Raw genomic sequence first — 20,070 nt, forward strand, 5'->3', positions numbered from 1 at the left:
CGCAAACCGCCGATTGTGTCGGCGATGCCGCCGGGCGTCAATCGCCGCACCGAGGCGGCGGCGGGGCTGCATCGCGGCACCAATGCACAAAGCCCAGCTCGTCTGAGCTGGGCTTCGTTATCGGGCGTCTGGCGGTGTCCTACTTTCACATGGCGAATGCCACACTATCATCGGCGCTAAGGCGTTTCACGGTCCTGTTCGGGATGGGAAGGCGTGGGACCACCTCGCTATGGCCACCAGACATAAACTGGTACAAACTCAAGAAGCCTGAATCAGAACATCGCCCTGATTCTCGAATATTCGGTATTCAATTGTGTCGCACACACACTCTATCTCGCGCCTTGGCTGCTGAACGAATCACAGATTCGCACGCTATCCCAAGCCACTCAAATGATAGGATCAAGCCTCACGAGCAATTAGTATCGGTTAGCTTCACGCCTCACAGCGCTTCCACACCCGACCTATCAACGTCCTGGTCTCGAACGACTCTTCAGGGAGGTCAAGCCTCCAGGGAAGTCTCATCTTCAGGCAAGTTTCCCGCTTAGATGCTTTCAGCGGTTATCTCTTCCGAACTTAGCTACCCGGCGATGCCACTGGCGTGACAACCGGTACACCAGAGGTTCGTCCACTCCGGTCCTCTCGTACTAGGAGCAGCCCCCGTCAAACTTCCAACGCCCACTGCAGATAGGGACCAAACTGTCTCACGACGTTTTGAACCCAGCTCACGTACCACTTTAAATGGCGAACAGCCATACCCTTGGGACCGGCTACAGCCCCAGGATGTGATGAGCCGACATCGAGGTGCCAAACACCGCCGTCGATGTGAACTCTTGGGCGGTATCAGCCTGTTATCCCCGGAGTACCTTTTATCCGTTGAGCGATGGCCCTTCCATTCAGAACCACCGGATCACTATGTCCTGCTTTCGCACCTGCTCGACTTGTCGGTCTCGCAGTTAAGCTACCTTTTGCCATTGCACTATCAGCACGATTTCCGACCGTACCTAGGTAACCTTCGAACTCCTCCGTTACACTTTGGGAGGAGACCGCCCCAGTCAAACTGCCTACCATGCACTGTCCCCAATCCGGATCACGGACCAAGGTTAGAACCTCAAACACACCAGGGTGGTATTTCAAGGTCGGCTCCACTGAAACTAGCGTCTCAGCTTCAAAGCCTCCCACCTATCCTACACAAGTCTGTTCAAAGTCCAATGCAAAGCTACAGTAAAGGTTCACGGGGTCTTTCCGTCTAGCAGCGGGGAGATTGCATCTTCACAAACACTTCAACTTCGCTGAGTCTCAGGAGGAGACAGTGTGGCCATCGTTACGCCATTCGTGCGGGTCGGAACTTACCCGACAAGGAATTTCGCTACCTTAGGACCGTTATAGTTACGGCCGCCGTTTACCGGGGCTTCGATCAAGAGCTTGCACCCCATCACTTAACCTTCCGGCACCGGGCAGGCGTCACACCGTATACGTCCACTTTCGTGTTGGCACAGTGCTGTGTTTTTGTTAAACAGTCGCAGCCACCGATTCTCTGCGACCTGTCGAAGCTTCAGACGCGAAGTCCTACACCTCAACAGGCATACCTTCTCCCGAAGTTACGGTATCAATTTGCCGAGTTCCTTCTCCTGAGTTCTCTCAAGCGCCTTAGAATTCTCATCCTGCCCACCTGTGTCGGTTTGCGGTACGGTTCTTATGTAGCTGAAGCTTAGTGGCTTTTCCTGGAAGCGTGGTATCAGTCACTTCGGGTCCGTAGACCCTCGTTATCACGTCTCGGCCTTAAGGAGAGGCGGATTTGCCTACCTCTCCAGCCTACCGGCTTGAACAGACACTTCCAACCGTCTGCTGACCTAACCTTCTCCGTCCCCACATCGCACTACATAAAAGTACGGGAATTTTAACCCGTTTCCCATCGACTACGCTTTTCAGCCTCGCCTTAGGGGCCGACTCACCCTACGCCGATGAACGTTGCGTAGGAAACCTTGGGCTTTCGGCGAGCGGGCTTTTCACCCGCTTTATCGCTACTCATGTCAGCATTCGCACTTCTGATATCTCCAGCATCCCTTACGAGACACCTTCACAGACCTACAGAACGCTCCCCTACCACGCACAGTAAACTGTGCATCCGCAGCTTCGGTTATCAGTTTGAGCCCCGTTACATCTTCCGCGCAGGACGACTCGACCAGTGAGCTATTACGCTTTCTTTAAATGATGGCTGCTTCTAAGCCAACATCCTGGCTGTCTAGGCCTTCCCACTTCGTTTACCACTTAACTGATCATTTGGGACCTTAGCTGGCGGTCTGGGTTGTTTCCCTCTTGACGATGGACGTTAGCACCCACCGTCTGTCTCCCATGCTCGCACTTTCCGGTATTCAGAGTTTGCCATGGTTTGGTAAATCGCAATGACCCCCTAGCCATAACAGTGCTTTACCCCCGGAAGTGATACATGAGGCACTACCTAAATAGTTTTCGGGGAGAACCAGCTATCTCCGAGTTTGTTTAGCCTTTCACCCCTATCCACAGCTCATCCCCTAGTTTTGCAACACTAGTGGGTTCGGACCTCCAGTGCGTGTTACCGCACCTTCATCCTGGCCATGGATAGATCACTCGGTTTCGGGTCTACGCCCAGCAACTCAATCGCCCTATTCGGACTCGGTTTCCCTACGCCTCCCCTATTCGGTTAAGCTTGCTACTGAACGTAAGTCGCTGACCCATTATACAAAAGGTACGCAGTCACGGAACAAGTCCGCTCCCACTGTTTGTATGCATCCGGTTTCAGGTTCTATTTCACTCCCCTCCCGGGGTTCTTTTCGCCTTTCCCTCACGGTACTGGTTCACTATCGGTCGATCACGAGTATTTAGCCTTGGAGGATGGTCCCCCCATCTTCAGACAGGATTTCGCGTGTCCCGCCCTACTTCTCGTATGCCTAGTTCTTGCGATGCGTTTTCGTGTACGGGGCTATCACCCACTACGGCTGGACTTTCCATTCCATTCCACTAACGCAACTCATAACACATACAGGCTGTTCCGCGTTCGCTCGCCACTACTTACGGAATCTCGGTTGATTTCTATTCCTCGAGTTACTTAGATGTTTCAGTTCACTCGGTTCGCCTCCACTGACCTATGGATTCAGTCAGGGATCTCCTTGCGGAGGGGTTTCCCCATTCGGACATCGCGGGATCAAAGCTCTATTGCCAGCTCCCCCGCGCTTTTCGCAGGCTTACACGTCCTTCATCGCCTGTGATCGCCAAGGCATCCACCAGATGCACTTAGTCGCTTGACCCTATCATTTCAGTAACCTAGATCACCAAAACGACAGAGAGTGTTTGTGCGACGACTGCACCGCCCCTTTTGATATGGCGCCGCAGCCTTAGATACAATCAAATACCCAAGATGACGATTCATTCAACAGAAGAGTTAACTCCTGCTGTTTGTCTCGCCGTCTTATATATTCGGCTTCTTCAGTTTGTTAAAGATCGGGCGTATTGCTGAGCAGCTTTCGCTGCACGCTAACAACGCAAACAGAATCAAACTTTTCAATTCGATTTTGTTTGCGGCGTATGGTGGAGGATGACGGGATCGAACCGACGACCCCCTGCTTGCAAAGCAGGTGCTCTCCCAACTGAGCTAATCCCCCTCTTTTTGTCCCATGCTGCGTTGCTCCGTCGCTCGTGTACATCTGTACACGTCGCGCCCTCGCGCCTTGCCTGGCACAAAAATGGCTTTCTGTAGTGCTCATCAGAACACCCAGAGTGTAACTGGTGGGTCTGGTAGGACTCGAACCTACGACCCCTGCGTTATCAACACAGTGCTCTAACCAGCTGAGCTACAAACCCAGTTGACTTATGAAGTCGTGGCATCCACAACTTCATTTTGATCAAAACCAAGCGAATCAAGGCGGAAGGCGACGACGTGTACATCCAGTACACGAGGAGCTTTCCAACGCAGAGTCGCGCCGGTTTTCATCAAAATGCCCTTAACTTGAATAACCGATAGGCTGTAAGTACTTGGCAATCGCCATTCTCTAGAAAGGAGGTGATCCAGCCGCAGGTTCCCCTACGGCTACCTTGTTACGACTTCACCCCAGTCATGAATCCCACCGTGGTAAGCGGCCTCCTTACGGTTAGCCTACCCACTTCTGGTGAAACTCACTCCCATGGTGTGACGGGCGGTGTGTACAAGACCCGGGAACGTATTCACCGCAGCATGCTGATCTGCGATTACTAGCGATTCCGACTTCACGCACTCGAGTTGCAGAGTGCGATCCGGACTACGATCGGTTTTCTGAGATTAGCTCCACCTCGCGGCTTGGCAACCCTCTGTACCGACCATTGTATGACGTGTGAAGCCCTGCTCATAAGGGCCATGAGGACTTGACGTCATCCCCACCTTCCTCCGGTTTGTCACCGGCAGTCTCATTAGAGTGCCCAACCAAATGATGGCAACTAATGACAAGGGTTGCGCTCGTTGCGGGACTTAACCCAACATCTCACGACACGAGCTGACGACAGCCATGCAGCACCTGTGTTACGGCTCCCTTTCGGGCACCAAGCCATCTCTGGCAAGTTCCGTACATGTCAAGAGCAGGTAAGGTTTTTCGCGTTGCATCGAATTAATCCACATCATCCACCGCTTGTGCGGGTCCCCGTCAATTCCTTTGAGTTTTAACCTTGCGGCCGTACTCCCCAGGCGGTCAATTTCACGCGTTAGCTACGCTACCAAGGATTCAAACCCCCAACAGCTAATTGACATCGTTTAGGGCGTGGACTACCAGGGTATCTAATCCTGTTTGCTCCCCACGCTTTCGTGCATGAGCGTCAGTGTCATCCCAGGGGGCTGCCTTCGCCATCGGTATTCCTCCACATCTCTACGCATTTCACTGCTACACGTGGAATTCTACCCCCCTCTGACGCACTCTAGTCGTGCAGTCTCCAATGCCGTTCCCAGGTTGAGCCCGGGGCTTTCACATCAGACTTGCACAACCGCCTGCGCACGCTTTACGCCCAGTAATTCCGATTAACGCTCGCACCCTACGTATTACCGCGGCTGCTGGCACGTAGTTAGCCGGTGCTTATTCTTCAGGTACTGTCATCCCCCAAGGGTATTAACCCTGGGGATTTCCTCCCTGACAAAAGTCCTTTACAACCCGAAGGCCTTCTTCAGACACGCGGCATGGCTGGATCAGGCTTGCGCCCATTGTCCAAAATTCCCCACTGCTGCCTCCCGTAGGAGTCTGGGCCGTGTCTCAGTCCCAGTGTGGCGGATCATCCTCTCAGACCCGCTACTGATCGTCGCCTTGGTGAGCCTTTACCTCCCCAACTAGCTAATCAGACATCGGCTGCTCGTATAACGTGAGGCCTTACGGTCCCCCACTTTCCCCCTCAGGGCGTATGCGGTATTAATCCGGCTTTCGCCGAGCTATCCCCCATTACACGGTACATTCCGATGCATTACTCACCCGTTCGCCACTCGTCAGCGGTGCAAGCACCCTGTTACCGTTCGACTTGCATGTGTAAAGCATGCCGCCAGCGTTCAATCTGAGCCAGGATCAAACTCTTCAGTTCAATCTCATAGCAATTTTCTGGCACGCAAGTTCAAAGAAATAACTGGTATTTCCTATCTCTTGCAGTGCAAGTGTCGGCTTTCGCCAAGCACTTACACCTATCGGTTATTCGTTCTGTTAAAGAGCGGTGCCGAGCGCTGCGTCGTCTTCTTCGGGAACCGTTTCGTTTCCGTCGTTTCGTTCGCTGCGTCAGCTGAGGAGGCGAACTATACGCCCCGCCCCCGGACCCGTCAACACCTTTTGCGATAAATTTTGCCCCTCCCCGCCCGGATCAGACACAAGCCATTGATGGATAAGGAAAGCCGGGTGGAAAATTTTCATCGAAACATAAAACGCCGCCCGAAGGCGGCGTTCGATCCTGCCATTTCGTGCCGGCTACGGCTGGTTCGCGGCCTGATTCTGCGGCTGCAGATAAGGCAGGAAGGCATTGACCACCTCCGGCGCGTCCGGTTTGGTCCGGGTGCCTATGCTGATCACCTTGCTGGCGCCGGGCAGAATCAGATACTTGTGGAAGTTCCACGACGGCGCATCGCTGGTGGCCTGGATCAGCGCCTTGAAGAACGGCTGGGCGTCATCCCCTTTGACATGGCCCTTGCCCGCCATCGGGAAGGTCACCCCGTAGTTCGCTTGGCAGAAAGCGCCGATCTCGCTGGGCTTGTCGAGCTCCTGGAAAAAATCGTTGCTGGGGAAACCCACCACCATCAGCCCTCTCGGGCCGTATTGCTTATATAGAGATTCCAGCTGCGTGAACTGCGGCGTGAAGCCGCAATGGCTGGCGGTGTTGACCACCAGCACAGGCCGGTCGGCGTACTGGCAGAGATTGATTTCGCCGCCCATCAGGCCGGGTACCGTGTAATTCATCAGCGCCGGGCAATTGGCCAGCGCGGCCTGGCTGCACAACAGCAGCACCGCTCCCCATCGTTTCATGACGCGCTCCTTGATCGGTTAACCACCGCACGCCTCAATGATAGGGCAAGCGGCGCCGCGCGGGGCGCCTCACCGTCATTCCGGCTGGCTGGCGATCTCGGCCCTGACCTTGTCCATGTCCAGCTCGCGCAGGCTTTGGATCAACTGTTCGAACTGGGCCCCCATCATCGCGCCGGCCTGGTTGAACACCATGATGCCGTCCTTGATCGCTATCAGCGTCGGAATGGAGCGGATATTGAAGTGGCCCGCCAGTTCGCGCTCGTCTTCGGTGTTGATCTTGCCGAACACGACGTCGCCATGTTTTTCCGATGCCGCCTCGAACACCGGGCCGAACATCTTGCACGGGCCGCACCAGGGCGCCCAGAAGTCGAGGATGACGAGGCCCTCGTCCTTCATATGATTGTTGAAGTTGTCGGCGTTGAGATTGATGTAAGCCATGGCGGTACTCTTTCGATATTGTGCGCGCCCGCGATCGCGGACCCTCTGCACGAAAGATATGAGCGCCCCGGAGCCATTGCAAGGCATGTCCCCGGTTGAATTTATCAATCCGGCCGATAGCCGACCGGCCGGATCAGCGGCGCTCGATGCGCCAGCACTGGTGGATCTTGCGGTTGCGGAAGTCTTCCGGCACCGACTGCGCGCTGATGTCGCGGATCCGGTAGTCGTCGCCCAGACGCTCGTCCAGTTGGAAGCTGCGCAGATTGTTGGAGAAATACAGCCAGCCGCCCGGTTCCAGCAGCGCCATCGCGTAGTCGATCAGCCAGACATGATCGCGCTGCACGTCCAGGATGTCCTGCATCTTCTTCGAATTCGAAAAAGTCGGCGGATCCATCACGATCAGGTCGAAGCGCTTGCCCTCGTCCACCGCCTGCTCCAGGTACTGGAACACATCGGCGCGCACCAGTTGATGCCGGGTCAAATCCAGCCCGTTCAACTCGAAATTGCGGCGAGACCAGTCCTGATAGGTATTGGACATGTCCACCGTTTCCGACGAGGCGGCGCCGCCGGCGCCGGCGTAGACGGTGAAGCTGCCGGTATAGGCGAACAGATTGAGGAAGCGCTTGCCGGCGGCCTCCTCGCGCACCCGCTGGCGGGTATTCCGATGATCGAGGAAGAGCCCGGTGTCCAGATACTGGTCCAAATTGACGATGAAGCGCTGGCCGAACTCCTCGACGATGAAGTCCTGACCTTCGGCGCCCACTTTCTCGTACTGGCTGACGCCCTTTTGCCGACGGCGGTTCTTCAACGTGACGTCGGCGGCCGGAATGCCGGTCACCTCGGCGATGGCCGCGACCACCGCGTCTATCCACGCGCGGTACGCGTCGTCGTCCATCTCCCAGCCGGTGTCGTACTCCTGCAGATGGACGCGCGGGCCGTAGATGTCGACCGCGAACGGAAACTGCGGCACGTCCTTGTCGTAGGCGCGCCAGGCGTCCAGCCCCTGACGGCGGGCCCATTTGGCGTAGTGCTTGTAATTCTTGGCCAGCCGGTTGGCGAAGGCGCTGACATCCTGCATCGGTATCCTCGGAAACTGCAAAGCGAACGCGCCAGGCTGGGCTGGCGCGATATTCGGTTCAAACCGGCATTATAAGATGCTATTGCTCGGAATACATCGACAGCATCTTGTAGTACACCGGCTCGGGCAGATACTGGCGGATCACGCCTTCCCAGCCGCGCGGACCGATCAGGCCCTTGACCATCGTCGACGACACCTCGGCGTACTCCCGCGGCGGCAGCAGGAACAAGGTGGTGATGTCCGGATGCAGGTCGGAATTGATGTAGCGCATCGTGCGCTCGTATTCGTAGTCGCTGGCGGTGCGGATGCCGCGCACGATGTAGTTGGCGCCGACGCTTTGCGCGTAGTTCACCAGAAACTGATTTTCGAAGACCTCGACCCTCAGCTTGCTGAAACCGACCGTCACCTCGCGCAGCAGTTGCACGCGTTCCTCGGCACTGAAAGTGCAGTGCTTGTCCGGATTGACGCCGACGGCGACGATCAGCTCGTCGAACAGCTCTACCGCCTCGCGTATCATCCACAGATGACCGTTGGTCACCGGATCAAAGCTGCCGGCATAGACGGCTCGTTTCAATTGGCGTTTTCCTTTGGCTTTGATTGCGTGCTCCATGACAAATGTATCTTGCGTTGTGGGAGGGGTAAAGGATTTTTTGTGCGGCGCGGCAAAAATCCGCCGCGCCGAAAAGCCTGTCAAGAAAAGGTCACAATTGACAGTTGATCATCCAGTTGACGCCGAATTTATCATTAAAGCAGCCGAAAAGCGCGTTCCAAAACGTTTTGTGCAAGGGCAGCGTCACCTGCCCGCCCTCGCTCAGCGCGGCGAAAACCTTTTCCGCCGACGCGGTATCGCCGTCCAGATTGATCGACAGCGAGATCTGCTGGCTGGGCGCCATCGGCCGGTCGGTATCCGAAATCATCAGCACGTTGGAACCGAACGCCAGCCTGGCGTGCATGACCCAATTCGGATCGATGCCTCCCATCGCCGGCCCGTCCTTGGGCGCGTCGGCGTAGCGCATCAGGATCGCGATTTCGCCGTCCAGCGCCTTGCGGTAGAAGTTCAGCGCCTCTTCGCCGCGGCCGTTGAAATTCAGATACGGATACACATGCATGGCAAGCCTCCGTTGGTGATGGGAAGGCCAGTGTACGCCGAGCGACGGTGGCGATGAAATAAAAAAAAGCCCGCGACGACACACGCCGCGGGCCGCCGATTCCGATTCGGTCTCAGCCGTTGATCCGCTCCGCGTGATGGCAGGCCACCATGCGCTGATCCAGCTCGCGCAACTGCGGCACTTCGGACTTGCAGCGCTCGTCTGCGTGCGGGCAGCGCTTGTGGAAGGCGCAGCCGGACGGCGGATTCAGCGGGCTGGGCAGCTCGCCCTCGATCCGGATCTTGATCCGCCTGTCGTCCGGGTCGATCGACGGCGTCGCCGACAGCAGGGCCTGGGTGTACGGATGCAGCGGACGCTGATAGACGCGCGCCTTGTCGCCGACCTCCACCGCCCGGCCCAGATACATCACCATCAGGTCGTCGGCCACGTGCTCGACCACCGCCAGATTGTGCGAAATGAACACATAGGCGGTGTTGAACTCTTCCTGCAGATCCATGAACAGGTTCAGCACCTGCGCCTGGATCGACACGTCCAGCGCCGAAGTCGGCTCGTCGGCGACGACGATCTTCGGATTCAGCATCATCGCGCGGGCGATGGCGATGCGCTGGCGCTGGCCGCCGGAGAACATGTGCGGATAGCGGAAGTAGTGCTCGGGGCGCAGGCCGACGCGGGCCATCATCGCCCTGACCTTGTCCTCGCGCTCCTTCGCCGACAGATCGGTATTGATCAGCAGCGGCTCGGACAGCTGGGCGCCGATCTTCTGCCTCGGGTTCAAGGAACCGTACGGGTTCTGGAACACCATCTGCACCTTGCGCCGCATCGCCTTCAGCGCCTGGCCGCCGGCTTGCGCCGCGTCCTCGCCGTCCAGCAGCAGCGAGCCCGATGTCGGCGGCTCGATCAGCGTCAACTGGCGCGCCAGGGTGCTCTTGCCGCAGCCGGACTCGCCGACGACGGCCAGCGTGCGGCCGGCCTCCAGTTCGAACGAAACGCCGGCCAGCGCCTTCACCTCGGCCTTGGGCTTGAACATGCCCTGGGCCACATCGTAGTAACGGGTCAGCTCCCGCGCCTGCAAAACCTTAGCCATGCTGCTTCTCCTTGGCCAGCAACGGGTAGTGGCAACGCACCGCGCCATGTTCGTGGGCGGTCAGTCCGGGGCGACGACCGCGGCAGTCGTCCTGCGCGTACGGGCAGCGCGGCGACAGCAGGCAGCCGCTGGGTCGGTCGTACTGGCCTGGCACGATGCCGGGCAGCGTCGCCAGCCGGCGCGCGCCCTTGCTGTGCTCGGGAATCGACGACAGCAGCGCCTCGGTGTACGGATGGGCCGGATGGCGGAAGATTTCCGGCACCGTGCCCATCTCGGCCACCTGGCCGGCGTACATCACCACCAGCCGCTGCGCGACCTCGGCGACGACGGCCAGATCGTGGGTGATCAGGATCAGCGCCATGTTCTGGCTCTTCTGCAGGGACACCAGCAGTTCCATGATCTGGGCCTGGATGGTCACGTCGAGCGCGGTGGTCGGCTCGTCGGCGATCAAGAGCTTGGGATTGCAGGCGATGGCCATCGCGATGGCGACGCGCTGGCTCATGCCGCCGGACAGCTGGTGCGGATAGGCGGAGAGCCGCGATTCGGCGGCCGGAATCTCCACCAGCTGCATCAGCTCCAGCGCGCGCGCCTTCAGCGCCGCGCCGCGCAGGCCCTGGTGCGCCTTCAGCACCTCCATGATCTGGTAGCCGACGGTGTAGCTGGGATTCAGCGCCGTCATCGGATCCTGGAAGATCATCGAGATGTCCTTGCCGACGATCTTGCGGCGGCCGCGCGCCGAAATGCTCAGCAGGTCCTTGCCGTCGAAGCTGAGCTCGTCGGCGACGATGCGGCCCTGTCCTTCCAACAGGCCCATCATCGCCATCATGGTCACCGACTTGCCGGAGCCGGATTCGCCGACGATGCCGACGATCTCGCCCTGGGCGACGCTCAACTCCAGCCCTTCCACCGCGCGGAACGGATTCTTCTCCGATCCGAACTCGACGGACAGATTCTTGATTTGCAACAGGCTCATGTTCTTGTCCTCAGGCGGCGCGCTTCAGCTTCGGATCCAGCGCGTCGCGCAGGCCGTCGCCCATCAGGTTGATCGCCAGCACCGACAGCAGGATGGTCAGGCCGGGCAGCGTCACCACCCACCAGGCGCGCTCGATGTAGTCGCGCGCCGAAGCCAGCATCGTGCCCCACTCCGGGGTCGGCGGCTGCACACCGAGGCCCAGGAAGCCCAGCGCGGCGATTTCGAGGATGGCGGAGGAAAAACTCATCGTGGCGTGCACGATCAGCGGCGCCATGCAGTTGGGCAGCACGGTGACGAACATCAGCCGTCCGAGGCCGGCGCCGGCCACGCGGGAGGCCACCACATAGTCGCGGTTCAGCTCGGTCATCGCCGACGCGCGCGTCAGCCGCACATAGGCCGGCAGCGACACGGTGGCGATGGCGATCATCGCGTTGGTCAGGCCGGGCCCGAGTATGGCCATGATGGCCACCGCCAGCAGCAGCGACGGCAGGGCCATCATGATGTCCATCAAGCGCATGATGGAGGCGCCCAGCGCCTTCGGGAAGAAGGCGGCCAGCAGGCCCAGGATCACGCCCGGCACCAGCGCCATCAGCACCGACATCAGGCCGATGAACAGCGACAGCCGCGCGCCGTGGATCAGCCGCGACAGGATGTCGCGGCCCAATTCGTCGGTGCCGAACAGGAACTGCATGCTGCCCCCCGACTCCCAGGCCGGCGGCGTCAGCAGGTGGTCCCGGTACTGCTCGATCGGGCTGTACGGCGCCAAGACCGGCGCCAGCAGCGCACAGGCGACGATGAACAGCACGAAGACCAGACCGGCCACCGCGCCCTTGTTGTGGGAAAAGCCCTGCCAGAACTCCTTCAGCGGAGACGGATAGGACAGCGCCAGATCGGCCGTCTGCGCGGCCGCGGTTTGCTTGCTTTGGCTCATATTGCGTCCCTGCTTACTTGGCGTGACGGATGCGCGGATTGGCGATGCCGTACAGGATGTCGACGATGAAGTTGGTGACGATCACCAGCGTGGCCACCATCAGGATGCCGTTCTGCACCACCGGGTAGTCGCGGCGGGCGATGGCGTCGATCAGCCATTTGCCGACGCCGGGCCAGGAGAAGATGGTCTCGGTCAGCACCGCGCCGCCCATCAGCGTGCCCACTTGCAGGCCGATCACCGTCAGCACCGGGATCAGCGCGTTGCGCAGCGTATGGATGAAGATCACCCGCGCCGGCGACAGGCCCTTGGCGCGCGCGGTGCGGACATAGTCCTCGCGCAGCACTTCCAGCATCGACGAGCGGGTCATCCGCGCGATCACCGCCAGCGGAATGGTGCCCAGCACGATGGACGGCAGGATCAGGTGGGACAGCGCGCTCTTGAAGGCGCCGGCATTGCCCTCGGGATCGGCCGCCTCGGCCAGCCAGCTGTCGATCAGCATGAAGCCGGTTCTCGGATGGATGTCGAACATCAGGTCCATCCGGCCCGACACCGGCGTCCAGCCCAGCTTGACCGAGAAGAACATGATCAGGATCAGGCCCCACCAGAAGATGGGCATAGAGAAACCGGTCAGCGAGACGCCCATCACGCCGTGGTCGAACAGCGAGCCGCGTTTGATCGCGGCCAGCACGCCGGCCAGCAGTCCCCAGACGGTGGCGAACAGCAGAGCGGACAAGGCCAGCTCCAGCGTCGCCGGGAACAGCGTCTTGAACTCGGTCCAGACGCCGGTCTTGGTCACCAGCGATTCGCCGAGATTGCCATGCAGCAGATTGACGACGTAGTCGAGATATTGCGCGTACAGCGGCTTGTCCAGCCCCAGCCTATGCAGCGCCTCGGCATGCAGCTTGGGGTCGAGCGTGCGCTCGCCCACCATCACCTCGACCGGGTCGCCGGGAATCAGTCGGATCAGGCTGAACGTCAGCAGCGTGATGCCGAAGAAGGTGGGCACCAGGAGGCCCAGCCTGCGCAGGATGAATGAAAACATGAAAACCTCTCCCGGACGCGCGCATGACGGCGCGCCCTCAGACCTAAGACATCGCGTGCAAGGAAGTCGGTACGGGAAAGGTAGAAACGCAAGACGCGCCGATGCGGCGCAAAACGGGCAAGCGGGTGCCGGACAGCGGACAGGCAACTAAACCACCCACCAGCATTAGCTGCATCCACTGTCGCGGCAGGAAAGACAATAACAGCGCACTGTCCCCTCCCCCTTGACGCAGGTCAAACCGCCGTCACCGCCGGTCCGCCGTCGTCCCATCTCTACCAATTCCTGTGCAGACACTGCCATGCCGCGGCGGCCGTCCTCTCTGACGGAGGGCTGGCCGGGCGGCACTTACGCCAGGCGGACGGAGCGCTCGCCCCGCCGCCGATTACGGTTACATCCGGCTCACGCCGGGCTTACTTGACGCTGACGCCGTAGAAGGAGTTCATGCCGAACGGGCTGACCTTGAAGCCCTGCACCGACTTCAGCATCGGCTGATTGACGGTGGAGTGGGCGATCGTGGTGTACGGCAGTTGCTGCTTCACGATCTCCTGCGCCTTCATGTACAGCTTGGTGCGCTCGGCGACGTTGGCGGTGCTCTTGCCCTTCTGGATCAGGTCTTCGAACGGCTTGTAGCACCACTTGGTGAAGTTGTTGCCGTTCATCGCCTCGCAGCCGAGCTGGGTGCCCAGCCAGTTGTCCGGATCGCCGTTGTCGCCGGTCCAGCCGATCAGCATCGCGTCGTGCTCGCCGGCCTTGGCTCGCTTGATGTACTCGCCCCACTCGTAGGAGGTGATCTTGGCCTTGACGCCGATCTTGGCCCAGTCGGCCTGGATCATCTCGGCCATCAGCTTGGCGTTCGGGTTGTACGGACGCTGAACCGGCATCGCCCACAGCGTGATCTCGAAACCGTTCGGATAGCCGGCCTTGGCCAGCAGCGCCTTGGCCTTGGCCACATCGTACGGCGCATCCTTCAGGCTCTTGTTGTACGACCACTGGGTCGGCGGCATCGGGTTGGTGGCCGCCTGGCCGGCGCCCTGGTACACCGCCTGCAGAATCGCCTTCTTGTTGATGGACATGTCCAGCGCCTGGCGCACTTCCAGCTTGTCCATCGGCTTGTGCTTGACGTTATAGGCCAGATAGCCGAGGTTGAAGCCAGCCTGGGCGATCACGTTCATCTTGGGATCGGCCTTCATCGCGGCGATGTCGGTCGGGCGCGGGAAGGTGGTGATCTGGCACTCGCCGGCCTTCAGCTTCTGGTAGCGCACCGAGGCGTCGGTGGTGATCGCGAACACCAGATTGTCGACCTTGGGGCCGTCCGCCTTGTCCCAGTACTGCTTGTTGGCGGCGAAACGGATCTGCGCGTCCTTCTGGTAGCGCTTGAAGATGAACGGGCCGGTGCCGACCGGCTGCTGGTTGATCAGCTGCGGCTTGCCGTCCTTCAGCAGCTTGTCGGCGTACTCGGCCGACTGGACCGAGGCGAAGCTCATCGCCAGGTTCTGCACGAAGGCGGCGTCCACCTTCTTCAGCGCGAACTTGACGGTATACGGATCGACCTTCTCCACCTTGGCGATATTGGTGTCCATGCCCATGTCCGAGAAGTACGGGAATTCGGTCGGATAGGCTTTGCGGAACGGATTGTTCTTGTCGATCATCCGATTGAAGGTGAACACCACGTCATCGGCGTTGAAATCGCGCGTCGGCTTGAAGTAGTCGGTGGTGTGGAACTTGACGCCCTTGCGCAGATGGAAGGTGTAGTTCAGGCCGTCGGCCGATACCTCCCACTTTTCCGCCAGGCCCGGAATCACCTTGGTGCCGCCGCGCTGGAATTGCACCAGGCGGTTGAACACGGTTTCGGCGGCGGCGTCGAAGTCGGTGCCGGTGGTGTACTGGCCGGGGTCGAAGCCCGCCGGGCTACCCTCGGAGCAGAACACCAGTGTTCCGGCGGCTTGAGACGCCACGGCCGCCCCAGCGATCGCGCTTGCCAGCAGCAGCTTTTTGAAAGCTTGCATAATGTTTCCCTTCCCTTTGTACAGGCTATTGAGCTTTATTCTGATATTCGGTCCATGCCTTCGCAGGCTGGCCGGTGGGGGATACATTATGCACAGAGGGCGCTTTTGACAAGCGCCCCCTTTCTTTTTTTGTAAGGCGGCCGATACACGCGCCGCCACAGCCGCTCGGCTACAGCTTGCGGATCACCACCGAACCGACCGAATAGCCGGCGCCGAACGAAGAGATGACGCCGATATCGCCGGCGTTCAGGTCGTCGGCATGCAGATGGAAGGCGATGATGGAGCCGGCGGAACTGGTGTTGGCGTAACGGTCCAGGATCACCGGCGCCTCGACGCCGTCGGCCTCCCGGCCCAGCACCCGCTTCGCGATCAATTGATTCATCGCCAGGTTGGCCTGGTGCAGCCAGAAGCGGCGGACGCCGGTCGGCGCGATGTCCAACGACTCCAGATGGGCGATGATGTGCTCGCCCACCATCGGGCAGACTTCCTTGAACACCTTGCGGCCCTGCTGCACGAACAACTTGTCGGGCAAGCCGATGCCGGCCTCGTCGCAGCGGTTCAGGAAGCCGAAGTTGTTGCGGATATTATTGGAGAACACCGTGGCCAGCTTGCAGCCCAATATCTCGAATCGGCGCGCCGAAACCGCCGCGTCCGCGCGCTCCAGCACCACGGCGGTGCAGGCGTCGCCGAAGATGAAGTGGCTGTCGCGGTCGCGGAAATTCAGGTGGGCGGAACAGATCTCCGGATTCACCATCAGCACCGCGCGCGCCTGGCCGGTGGCGACGGCGTTGACGGCGGTCTGGATGCCGAAGGTCGCCGACGAGCAGGCCACGTTGACGTCGAAGGCATAGCCGTTGATGCCCAGCGCCTGCTGCACCTCGATCGCCATCGCCGGATACGGCCGCTGCATATTGGAGCAGGCGACGATCACCATGTCGATGTCGGCGCCGTCGCGGCCGGCGGCCTGCAGGGCCTGGCGGGCCGCGGCCACCGCCATCTCGGCCTGCAGCGACAGCTCGTCGTTGCCGCGCTCGGGCAGCCGCGGCGCCATTCTCTCCGGATCGAGCACGCCGTCCTTGTCCATCAGGAAGCGCTGCTTGATGCCGGACGCCTTCTCGATGAATTCGGCGCTGGACTCGGCCAGCGGCTCCATCGTGCCGGCGGCGATCTCGGCCTGGTGCGCCGCATTGTGCCGACCGACAAAGGCGTTGAACGCCTCGACCAGCTCGGCGTTGCTGACCGCGTGCGGCGGGGTGAACAAACCGGTGCCGCTGATGACAACCTTGTGCATTTCGTATCCTTTTTCATCCCCGGCTTCGGGGCAAGCGTGACGGCGGAACCGGCGGGCGGCGCTGGCGCCGGCGCCCGGCCGCCGTCGGACGCCCTCGCGGGCGGTCTTGTGTAGCGGGTGTATGGCAGCGATTTTACACAAGCGTCTGCTTGAAAGTGAGAAATCCTTGGAGGCCGTTCAGGGCCTCCCCCCCGGCGATGGCCGCTTCACCGGATGCCGAACGCGGAAACGGCCCGCCCCGGCGTCGTCCGCGACAAGGGCGGTTTGACGCCGACACGATACGGCCCCGCGGCCCGCCATGCCTCGGACAGGCCCTTCCCCGCCCGTCGAAATTTAGTGTTAACCAGACCTAAACCAAGTAAAATGATCGACTTTGTGGCTCCGGCATGGCGCTTGTTCCTGATCAATACTTGACTAATTTAGTCGGATATTAGGTATAATAGGCAGGAACCACCCATCGGAACAAAACATCATGCGCCTCACCACCAAAGGACGTTTTGCCGTCACCGCGATGCTGGACCTCGCGATGCGCGAGGAAGGCGGACCGGTCACCCTGGCCGGCATCAGCGAGCGTCAGAGCATTTCGCTGTCCTACCTGGAACAGCTGTTCGGCAAACTCCGGCGCGCCGAGCTGGTTGACAGCGTGCGCGGTCCCGGCGGCGGCTACACGCTGGCCAAGCAAATCAGCGACATCACCGTGGCCGACATCATCGTCGCCGTCGACGAGCCGGTGGACGCCACCCAATGCGGCGGCCGCGAGAACTGCCGCGGCAGTCAACGCTGCATGACGCACGATTTGTGGACCAACCTCAACGTCACCATTTTCGACTACCTGTCCAAAGTGAGCCTCGCCAGCCTGGTGGAAGAGCAACACACCAAAGAGCAGCAAGCCAAGGAAACCAGCGTGGTACAGGACAAGCGCGACAGCTGTAGCAGCTCGCACGCTGCCGTCGGCAGCGCCCTGTAAGCGCCTGAAAAATCTTGCGGAGATTATGTAAATGAGCCAGCCCAAGCTACCGATCTATCTGGATTACTCGGCCACCACCCCGGTGGACCCGCGCGTCGCCGACATGATGATCCCCTACCTGACCGGCAAGTTCGGCAACCCCGCCTCGCGCAGCCACAGCTTCGGCTGGGAAGCCGAGGAGGCCGTCGAGAACGCGCGCGCCGAAGTGGCCAAGCTGATCGGTGCCGATCCCAAGGAAATCGTCTGGACCTCCGGCGCCACCGAGTCCGACAACCTGGCGATCAAGGGCGCCGCCCAGTTCTACAAGAGCAAGGGCAAGCACATCATCACCGTCAAGACCGAGCACAAGGCGGTGCTGGACACCTGTCGCGAGCTGGAGCGCCAGGGCTTCGAAGTCACCTATATGGATGTGCAGGAAAACGGCCTGATCGACATCGAGGCGTTCAAGGCCGCGATCCGCCCCGACACCATCGTGGTGTCGGTGATGTATGTGAACAACGAGATCGGCGTGATCCAGGACATCCCGCAGATCGGCGAGATCTGCCGCGAAAAGGGCATCGTCTTCCACGTCGACGCCACCCAGGCGCCCGGCAAGGTCAAGATCGACCTGGCCACGCTGAAAGTCGATCTAATGAGCCTGTCCGCGCACAAGGTCTACGGCCCGAAGGGCATAGGCGCGCTGTACGTGCGCCGCAAGCCGCGCGTGCGGCTGGAAGCGCAGATGCACGGCGGCGGCCACGAGCGCGGCTTCCGCTCCGGCACGCTGGCCACCCACCAGATCGTCGGCATGGGCGAGGCCTTCCGCATCGCCCGCGAAGAGATGGACAGCGAGTCCGAACGCATCCGCATGCTGCGCGACCGCCTGTGGAACGGCATCAGCGACATGGAAGAGGTCTACATCAACGGCGACGTCGATCAGCGCGTGCCGCACAACCTCAACGTCAGCTTCAACTTCGTCGAAGGCGAGAGCCTGATCATGGCGATCAAGGAGCTGGCCGTGTCCAGCGGCTCCGCCTGCACCTCGGCCTCGCTGGAGCCGTCCTACGTGCTGCGCGCGCTGGGCCGCAACGACGAGATGGCGCACAGCTCCATCCGCTTCACGCTGGGCCGCTTCACCACCGAGGAAGAGATCGACTTCACGATCGCCTTGCTGAAGTCCAAGATCGGCAAGCTGCGTGAACTGTCCCCGCTGTGGGAGATGTACAAGGACGGCGTGGACCTGAACAGCGTTCAATGGGCGGCCCACTGAGCCGATAACAGATTACCGGCCTCGGCGACATGAAGACGCCGCGGCCTTGCAGGAGCGAAAGACATGGCATACAGCGAAAAAGTGTTGGACCACTACGAAAACCCGCGCAACGTCGGCTCGTTCGACAAGGGCGACGACAGCGTCGGCACCGGCATGGTCGGCGCGCCGGCCTGTGGCGACGTGATGAAGCTGCAGATCAAGGTCGGCGCCGACGGCGTGATCGAGGACGCCAAGTTCAAGACCTACGGCTGTGGCTCCGCCATCGCCTCCTCGTCGCTGGTGACCGAGTGGGTGAAGGGCAAGTCGCTGGACGAGGCGCTGTCCATCAAGAACACCGCCATCGCCGAAGAACTGGCGCTGCCGCCGGTGAAGATCCACTGCTCCATCCTGGCCGAAGACGCGATCAAGGCCGCGGTGGAAGACTACAAGCAGAAACACGGCAAGTAAGCGGAGGCGACAGATGGCACTCACTCTTTCCGAACGCGCCGCCCAGCACGTAGGCGCCTTCCTCGCCAAGCGCGGCAAGGGCCTGGGCGTGCGCCTTGGCGTCAAGACCTCCGGCTGCTCCGGCATGGCCTACAAGCTGGAGTTCGTCGATGTCGAGAGCAGCGACGACGTCCGCTTCGAAAGCTATGGCGTGGCCATCTACACCGACGCCAAGAGCCTGGCCTATCTCGACGGCACCGAGCTCGACTACGTCAAGGAAGGCCTGAACGAGGGGTTCCGCTTCAACAACCCCAACGTCAAGAACGAGTGCGGCTGCGGCGAGAGCTTCAACGTCTGACCGCAGCCGCCGCGGGGCGGAGCGTTGACGCGCAAGCGCTGATGCTCCGCCCTCGTTTTTTCAGTCCCTGAGCCTTAGCCCGGACGCATCGATGAATCACGATTTCAACCAGGATTTCTTCAGCCTGTTCGGCCTGCCGCGCCGCTTCGCCATCGACGCGGCCGGCCTCGACGCCGCCTGGCGCGCCGCCGCCGCCCAGGTCCACCCGGACCGCTACGCCAGCGCCGGCGACGCCGACAAGCGCAGCGCGCTGATGCTGGCCACCCGCGTCAACGAGGCCTACCAGACGCTGAAATCGCCGCTGAACCGCGCCCGCTACCTGTTGCAGCTGTCCGGCGTCGACACCCAGGAAGAAAACAATACCCGGATGCCGACCGACTTCCTGATGGCGCAGATGGAGTGGCGCGAGAGCATAGACGACGCCCGCTCCGACGTGGACGCGCTGGAGGCGTTGTCGCGCCGCCTGCGCGGCGAGATCGGGGCGCTGCAGGCCGAGCTGGGGGCCGCGCTGGACGCGCGCGCCGACTTGGACGCCGCCGCCGTCCTGGTGCGAAAATTGCGCTTCATGGAAAAGCTGGACCAGGAAATCGGCGACGCCATCGAAAACCTGCTGGACTGAATCCGGCG

At 60.6% G+C, this 20,070-nt stretch carries 16 protein-coding genes, 2 tRNA genes and 3 rRNA genes; 5 read left to right on the forward strand and 16 right to left on the reverse strand.

All coding sequences use genetic code 11. From position 1 onward, the window contains the following. Positions 1–126: 126 nt before the first annotated feature. The 16 genes from rrf to WNM05_RS19145 form a co-directional block, all read right to left on the reverse strand. Positions 127–241 (reverse strand): 5S ribosomal RNA (gene rrf, locus WNM05_RS19070). A 154-nt stretch (positions 242–395) separates the two neighbouring features. Further along, positions 396–3,284 (reverse strand): 23S ribosomal RNA (locus WNM05_RS19075). A gap of 278 nt (positions 3,285–3,562) precedes the next feature. After that, positions 3,563–3,638: transfer RNA gene (locus tag WNM05_RS19080), tRNA-Ala, on the reverse strand. Positions 3,639–3,760: 122 nt separating this feature from the next. Beyond that, a tRNA-Ile gene (locus tag WNM05_RS19085) sits at positions 3,761–3,837 on the reverse strand. Between the two features lie 192 nt (positions 3,838–4,029). Then, a 16S ribosomal RNA gene (locus WNM05_RS19090) occupies positions 4,030–5,565 on the reverse strand. The 16S, 23S and 5S rRNA genes sit together here with 2 tRNA genes alongside, the layout of an rRNA operon. 374 nt (positions 5,566–5,939) lie before the next feature. Next, positions 5,940–6,491 carry a glutathione peroxidase gene (locus tag WNM05_RS19095; RefSeq protein WP_434629934.1) on the reverse strand — a complete coding sequence of 184 codons (552 nt, stop codon included), beginning with the start codon at positions 6,489–6,491 and terminating at the stop codon, positions 5,940–5,942. Between the two features lie 75 nt (positions 6,492–6,566). Next, entirely contained in the window at positions 6,567–6,929 is a 363-nt protein-coding gene (gene trxA / locus WNM05_RS19100; RefSeq protein WP_434629936.1) for a thioredoxin, read from the reverse strand. Positions 6,930–7,062: 133 nt separating this feature from the next. Then, entirely contained in the window at positions 7,063–8,007 is a 945-nt protein-coding gene (locus WNM05_RS19105; RefSeq protein ID WP_434629939.1) for a class I SAM-dependent methyltransferase, read from the reverse strand. A 79-nt stretch (positions 8,008–8,086) separates the two neighbouring features. Beyond that, on the reverse strand, positions 8,087–8,617 hold the full coding sequence (gene coaD / locus WNM05_RS19110; protein WP_434629944.1) for a pantetheine-phosphate adenylyltransferase: 531 nt from the start codon (positions 8,615–8,617) through the stop codon (positions 8,087–8,089). Between the two features lie 91 nt (positions 8,618–8,708). Continuing rightward, positions 8,709–9,116 carry a VOC family protein gene (locus tag WNM05_RS19115; RefSeq protein WP_434629946.1) on the reverse strand — a complete coding sequence of 136 codons (408 nt, stop codon included), beginning with the start codon at positions 9,114–9,116 and terminating at the stop codon, positions 8,709–8,711. 112 nt (positions 9,117–9,228) lie between these two features. Next, positions 9,229–10,200, reverse strand: a complete 972-nt coding sequence (locus WNM05_RS19120; RefSeq protein ID WP_434629947.1) for a peptide ABC transporter ATP-binding protein — start codon at positions 10,198–10,200, stop codon at positions 9,229–9,231. Next, positions 10,193–11,173 carry an ABC transporter ATP-binding protein gene (locus WNM05_RS19125; RefSeq protein ID WP_434629949.1) on the reverse strand — a complete coding sequence of 327 codons (981 nt, stop codon included), beginning with the start codon at positions 11,171–11,173 and terminating at the stop codon, positions 10,193–10,195. The genes WNM05_RS19120 and WNM05_RS19125 overlap by 8 nt, the downstream gene beginning before the upstream one ends. A gap of 10 nt (positions 11,174–11,183) precedes the next feature. Further along, positions 11,184–12,104: an ABC transporter permease subunit gene (locus WNM05_RS19130; protein ID WP_434629951.1), complete on the reverse strand. Its 921-nt coding sequence runs from the start codon at positions 12,102–12,104 to the stop codon at positions 11,184–11,186. Positions 12,105–12,117: 13 nt separating this feature from the next. Further along, entirely contained in the window at positions 12,118–13,146 is a 1,029-nt protein-coding gene (locus WNM05_RS19135) for an ABC transporter permease subunit (RefSeq protein ID WP_434629953.1), read from the reverse strand. A gap of 410 nt (positions 13,147–13,556) precedes the next feature. Beyond that, a complete protein-coding gene (locus WNM05_RS19140) occupies positions 13,557–15,152 on the reverse strand; it encodes an ABC transporter substrate-binding protein (RefSeq protein WP_434629955.1) in 1,596 nt (531 codons plus the stop codon). 169 nt (positions 15,153–15,321) lie between these two features. After that, positions 15,322–16,443, reverse strand: coding sequence for a beta-ketoacyl-ACP synthase III (locus WNM05_RS19145; protein WP_434629957.1), 1,122 nt, complete (start codon positions 16,441–16,443; stop codon positions 15,322–15,324). A 472-nt stretch (positions 16,444–16,915) separates the two neighbouring features. Between WNM05_RS19145 and iscR the strand changes: the two genes are divergently transcribed. The 5 genes from iscR to hscB all read left to right on the forward strand — a co-directional run bounded on the left by iscR (position 16,916) and on the right by hscB (position 20,062). Continuing rightward, complete coding sequence (iscR, locus tag WNM05_RS19150) at positions 16,916–17,410, forward strand: Fe-S cluster assembly transcriptional regulator IscR (protein ID WP_434629959.1); 495 nt, start codon at positions 16,916–16,918, stop codon at positions 17,408–17,410. Between the two features lie 31 nt (positions 17,411–17,441). After that, positions 17,442–18,659 (forward strand): IscS subfamily cysteine desulfurase, encoded by a 1,218-nt coding sequence (locus tag WNM05_RS19155; protein WP_434629961.1) that lies wholly within the window; start codon positions 17,442–17,444, stop codon positions 18,657–18,659. 63 nt (positions 18,660–18,722) lie between these two features. Then, positions 18,723–19,106 (forward strand): Fe-S cluster assembly scaffold IscU, encoded by a 384-nt coding sequence (iscU, locus tag WNM05_RS19160; protein WP_434629963.1) that lies wholly within the window; start codon positions 18,723–18,725, stop codon positions 19,104–19,106. A 13-nt stretch (positions 19,107–19,119) separates the two neighbouring features. Beyond that, positions 19,120–19,443, forward strand: a complete 324-nt coding sequence (iscA, locus tag WNM05_RS19165; protein WP_434629964.1) for an iron-sulfur cluster assembly protein IscA — start codon at positions 19,120–19,122, stop codon at positions 19,441–19,443. Between the two features lie 91 nt (positions 19,444–19,534). Continuing rightward, the gene (gene hscB / locus WNM05_RS19170) at positions 19,535–20,062 is read left to right on the forward strand and encodes a Fe-S protein assembly co-chaperone HscB (protein ID WP_434629966.1); all 528 of its coding nucleotides are present in this window, start codon (positions 19,535–19,537) and stop codon (positions 20,060–20,062) included. Positions 20,063–20,070 lie beyond the last annotated feature (8 nt).

The organism is Chromobacterium sp. CV08, from assembly GCF_051129845.1.
In the GTDB taxonomy this organism is placed as follows: Bacteria; Pseudomonadota; Gammaproteobacteria; order Burkholderiales; family Chromobacteriaceae; genus Chromobacterium.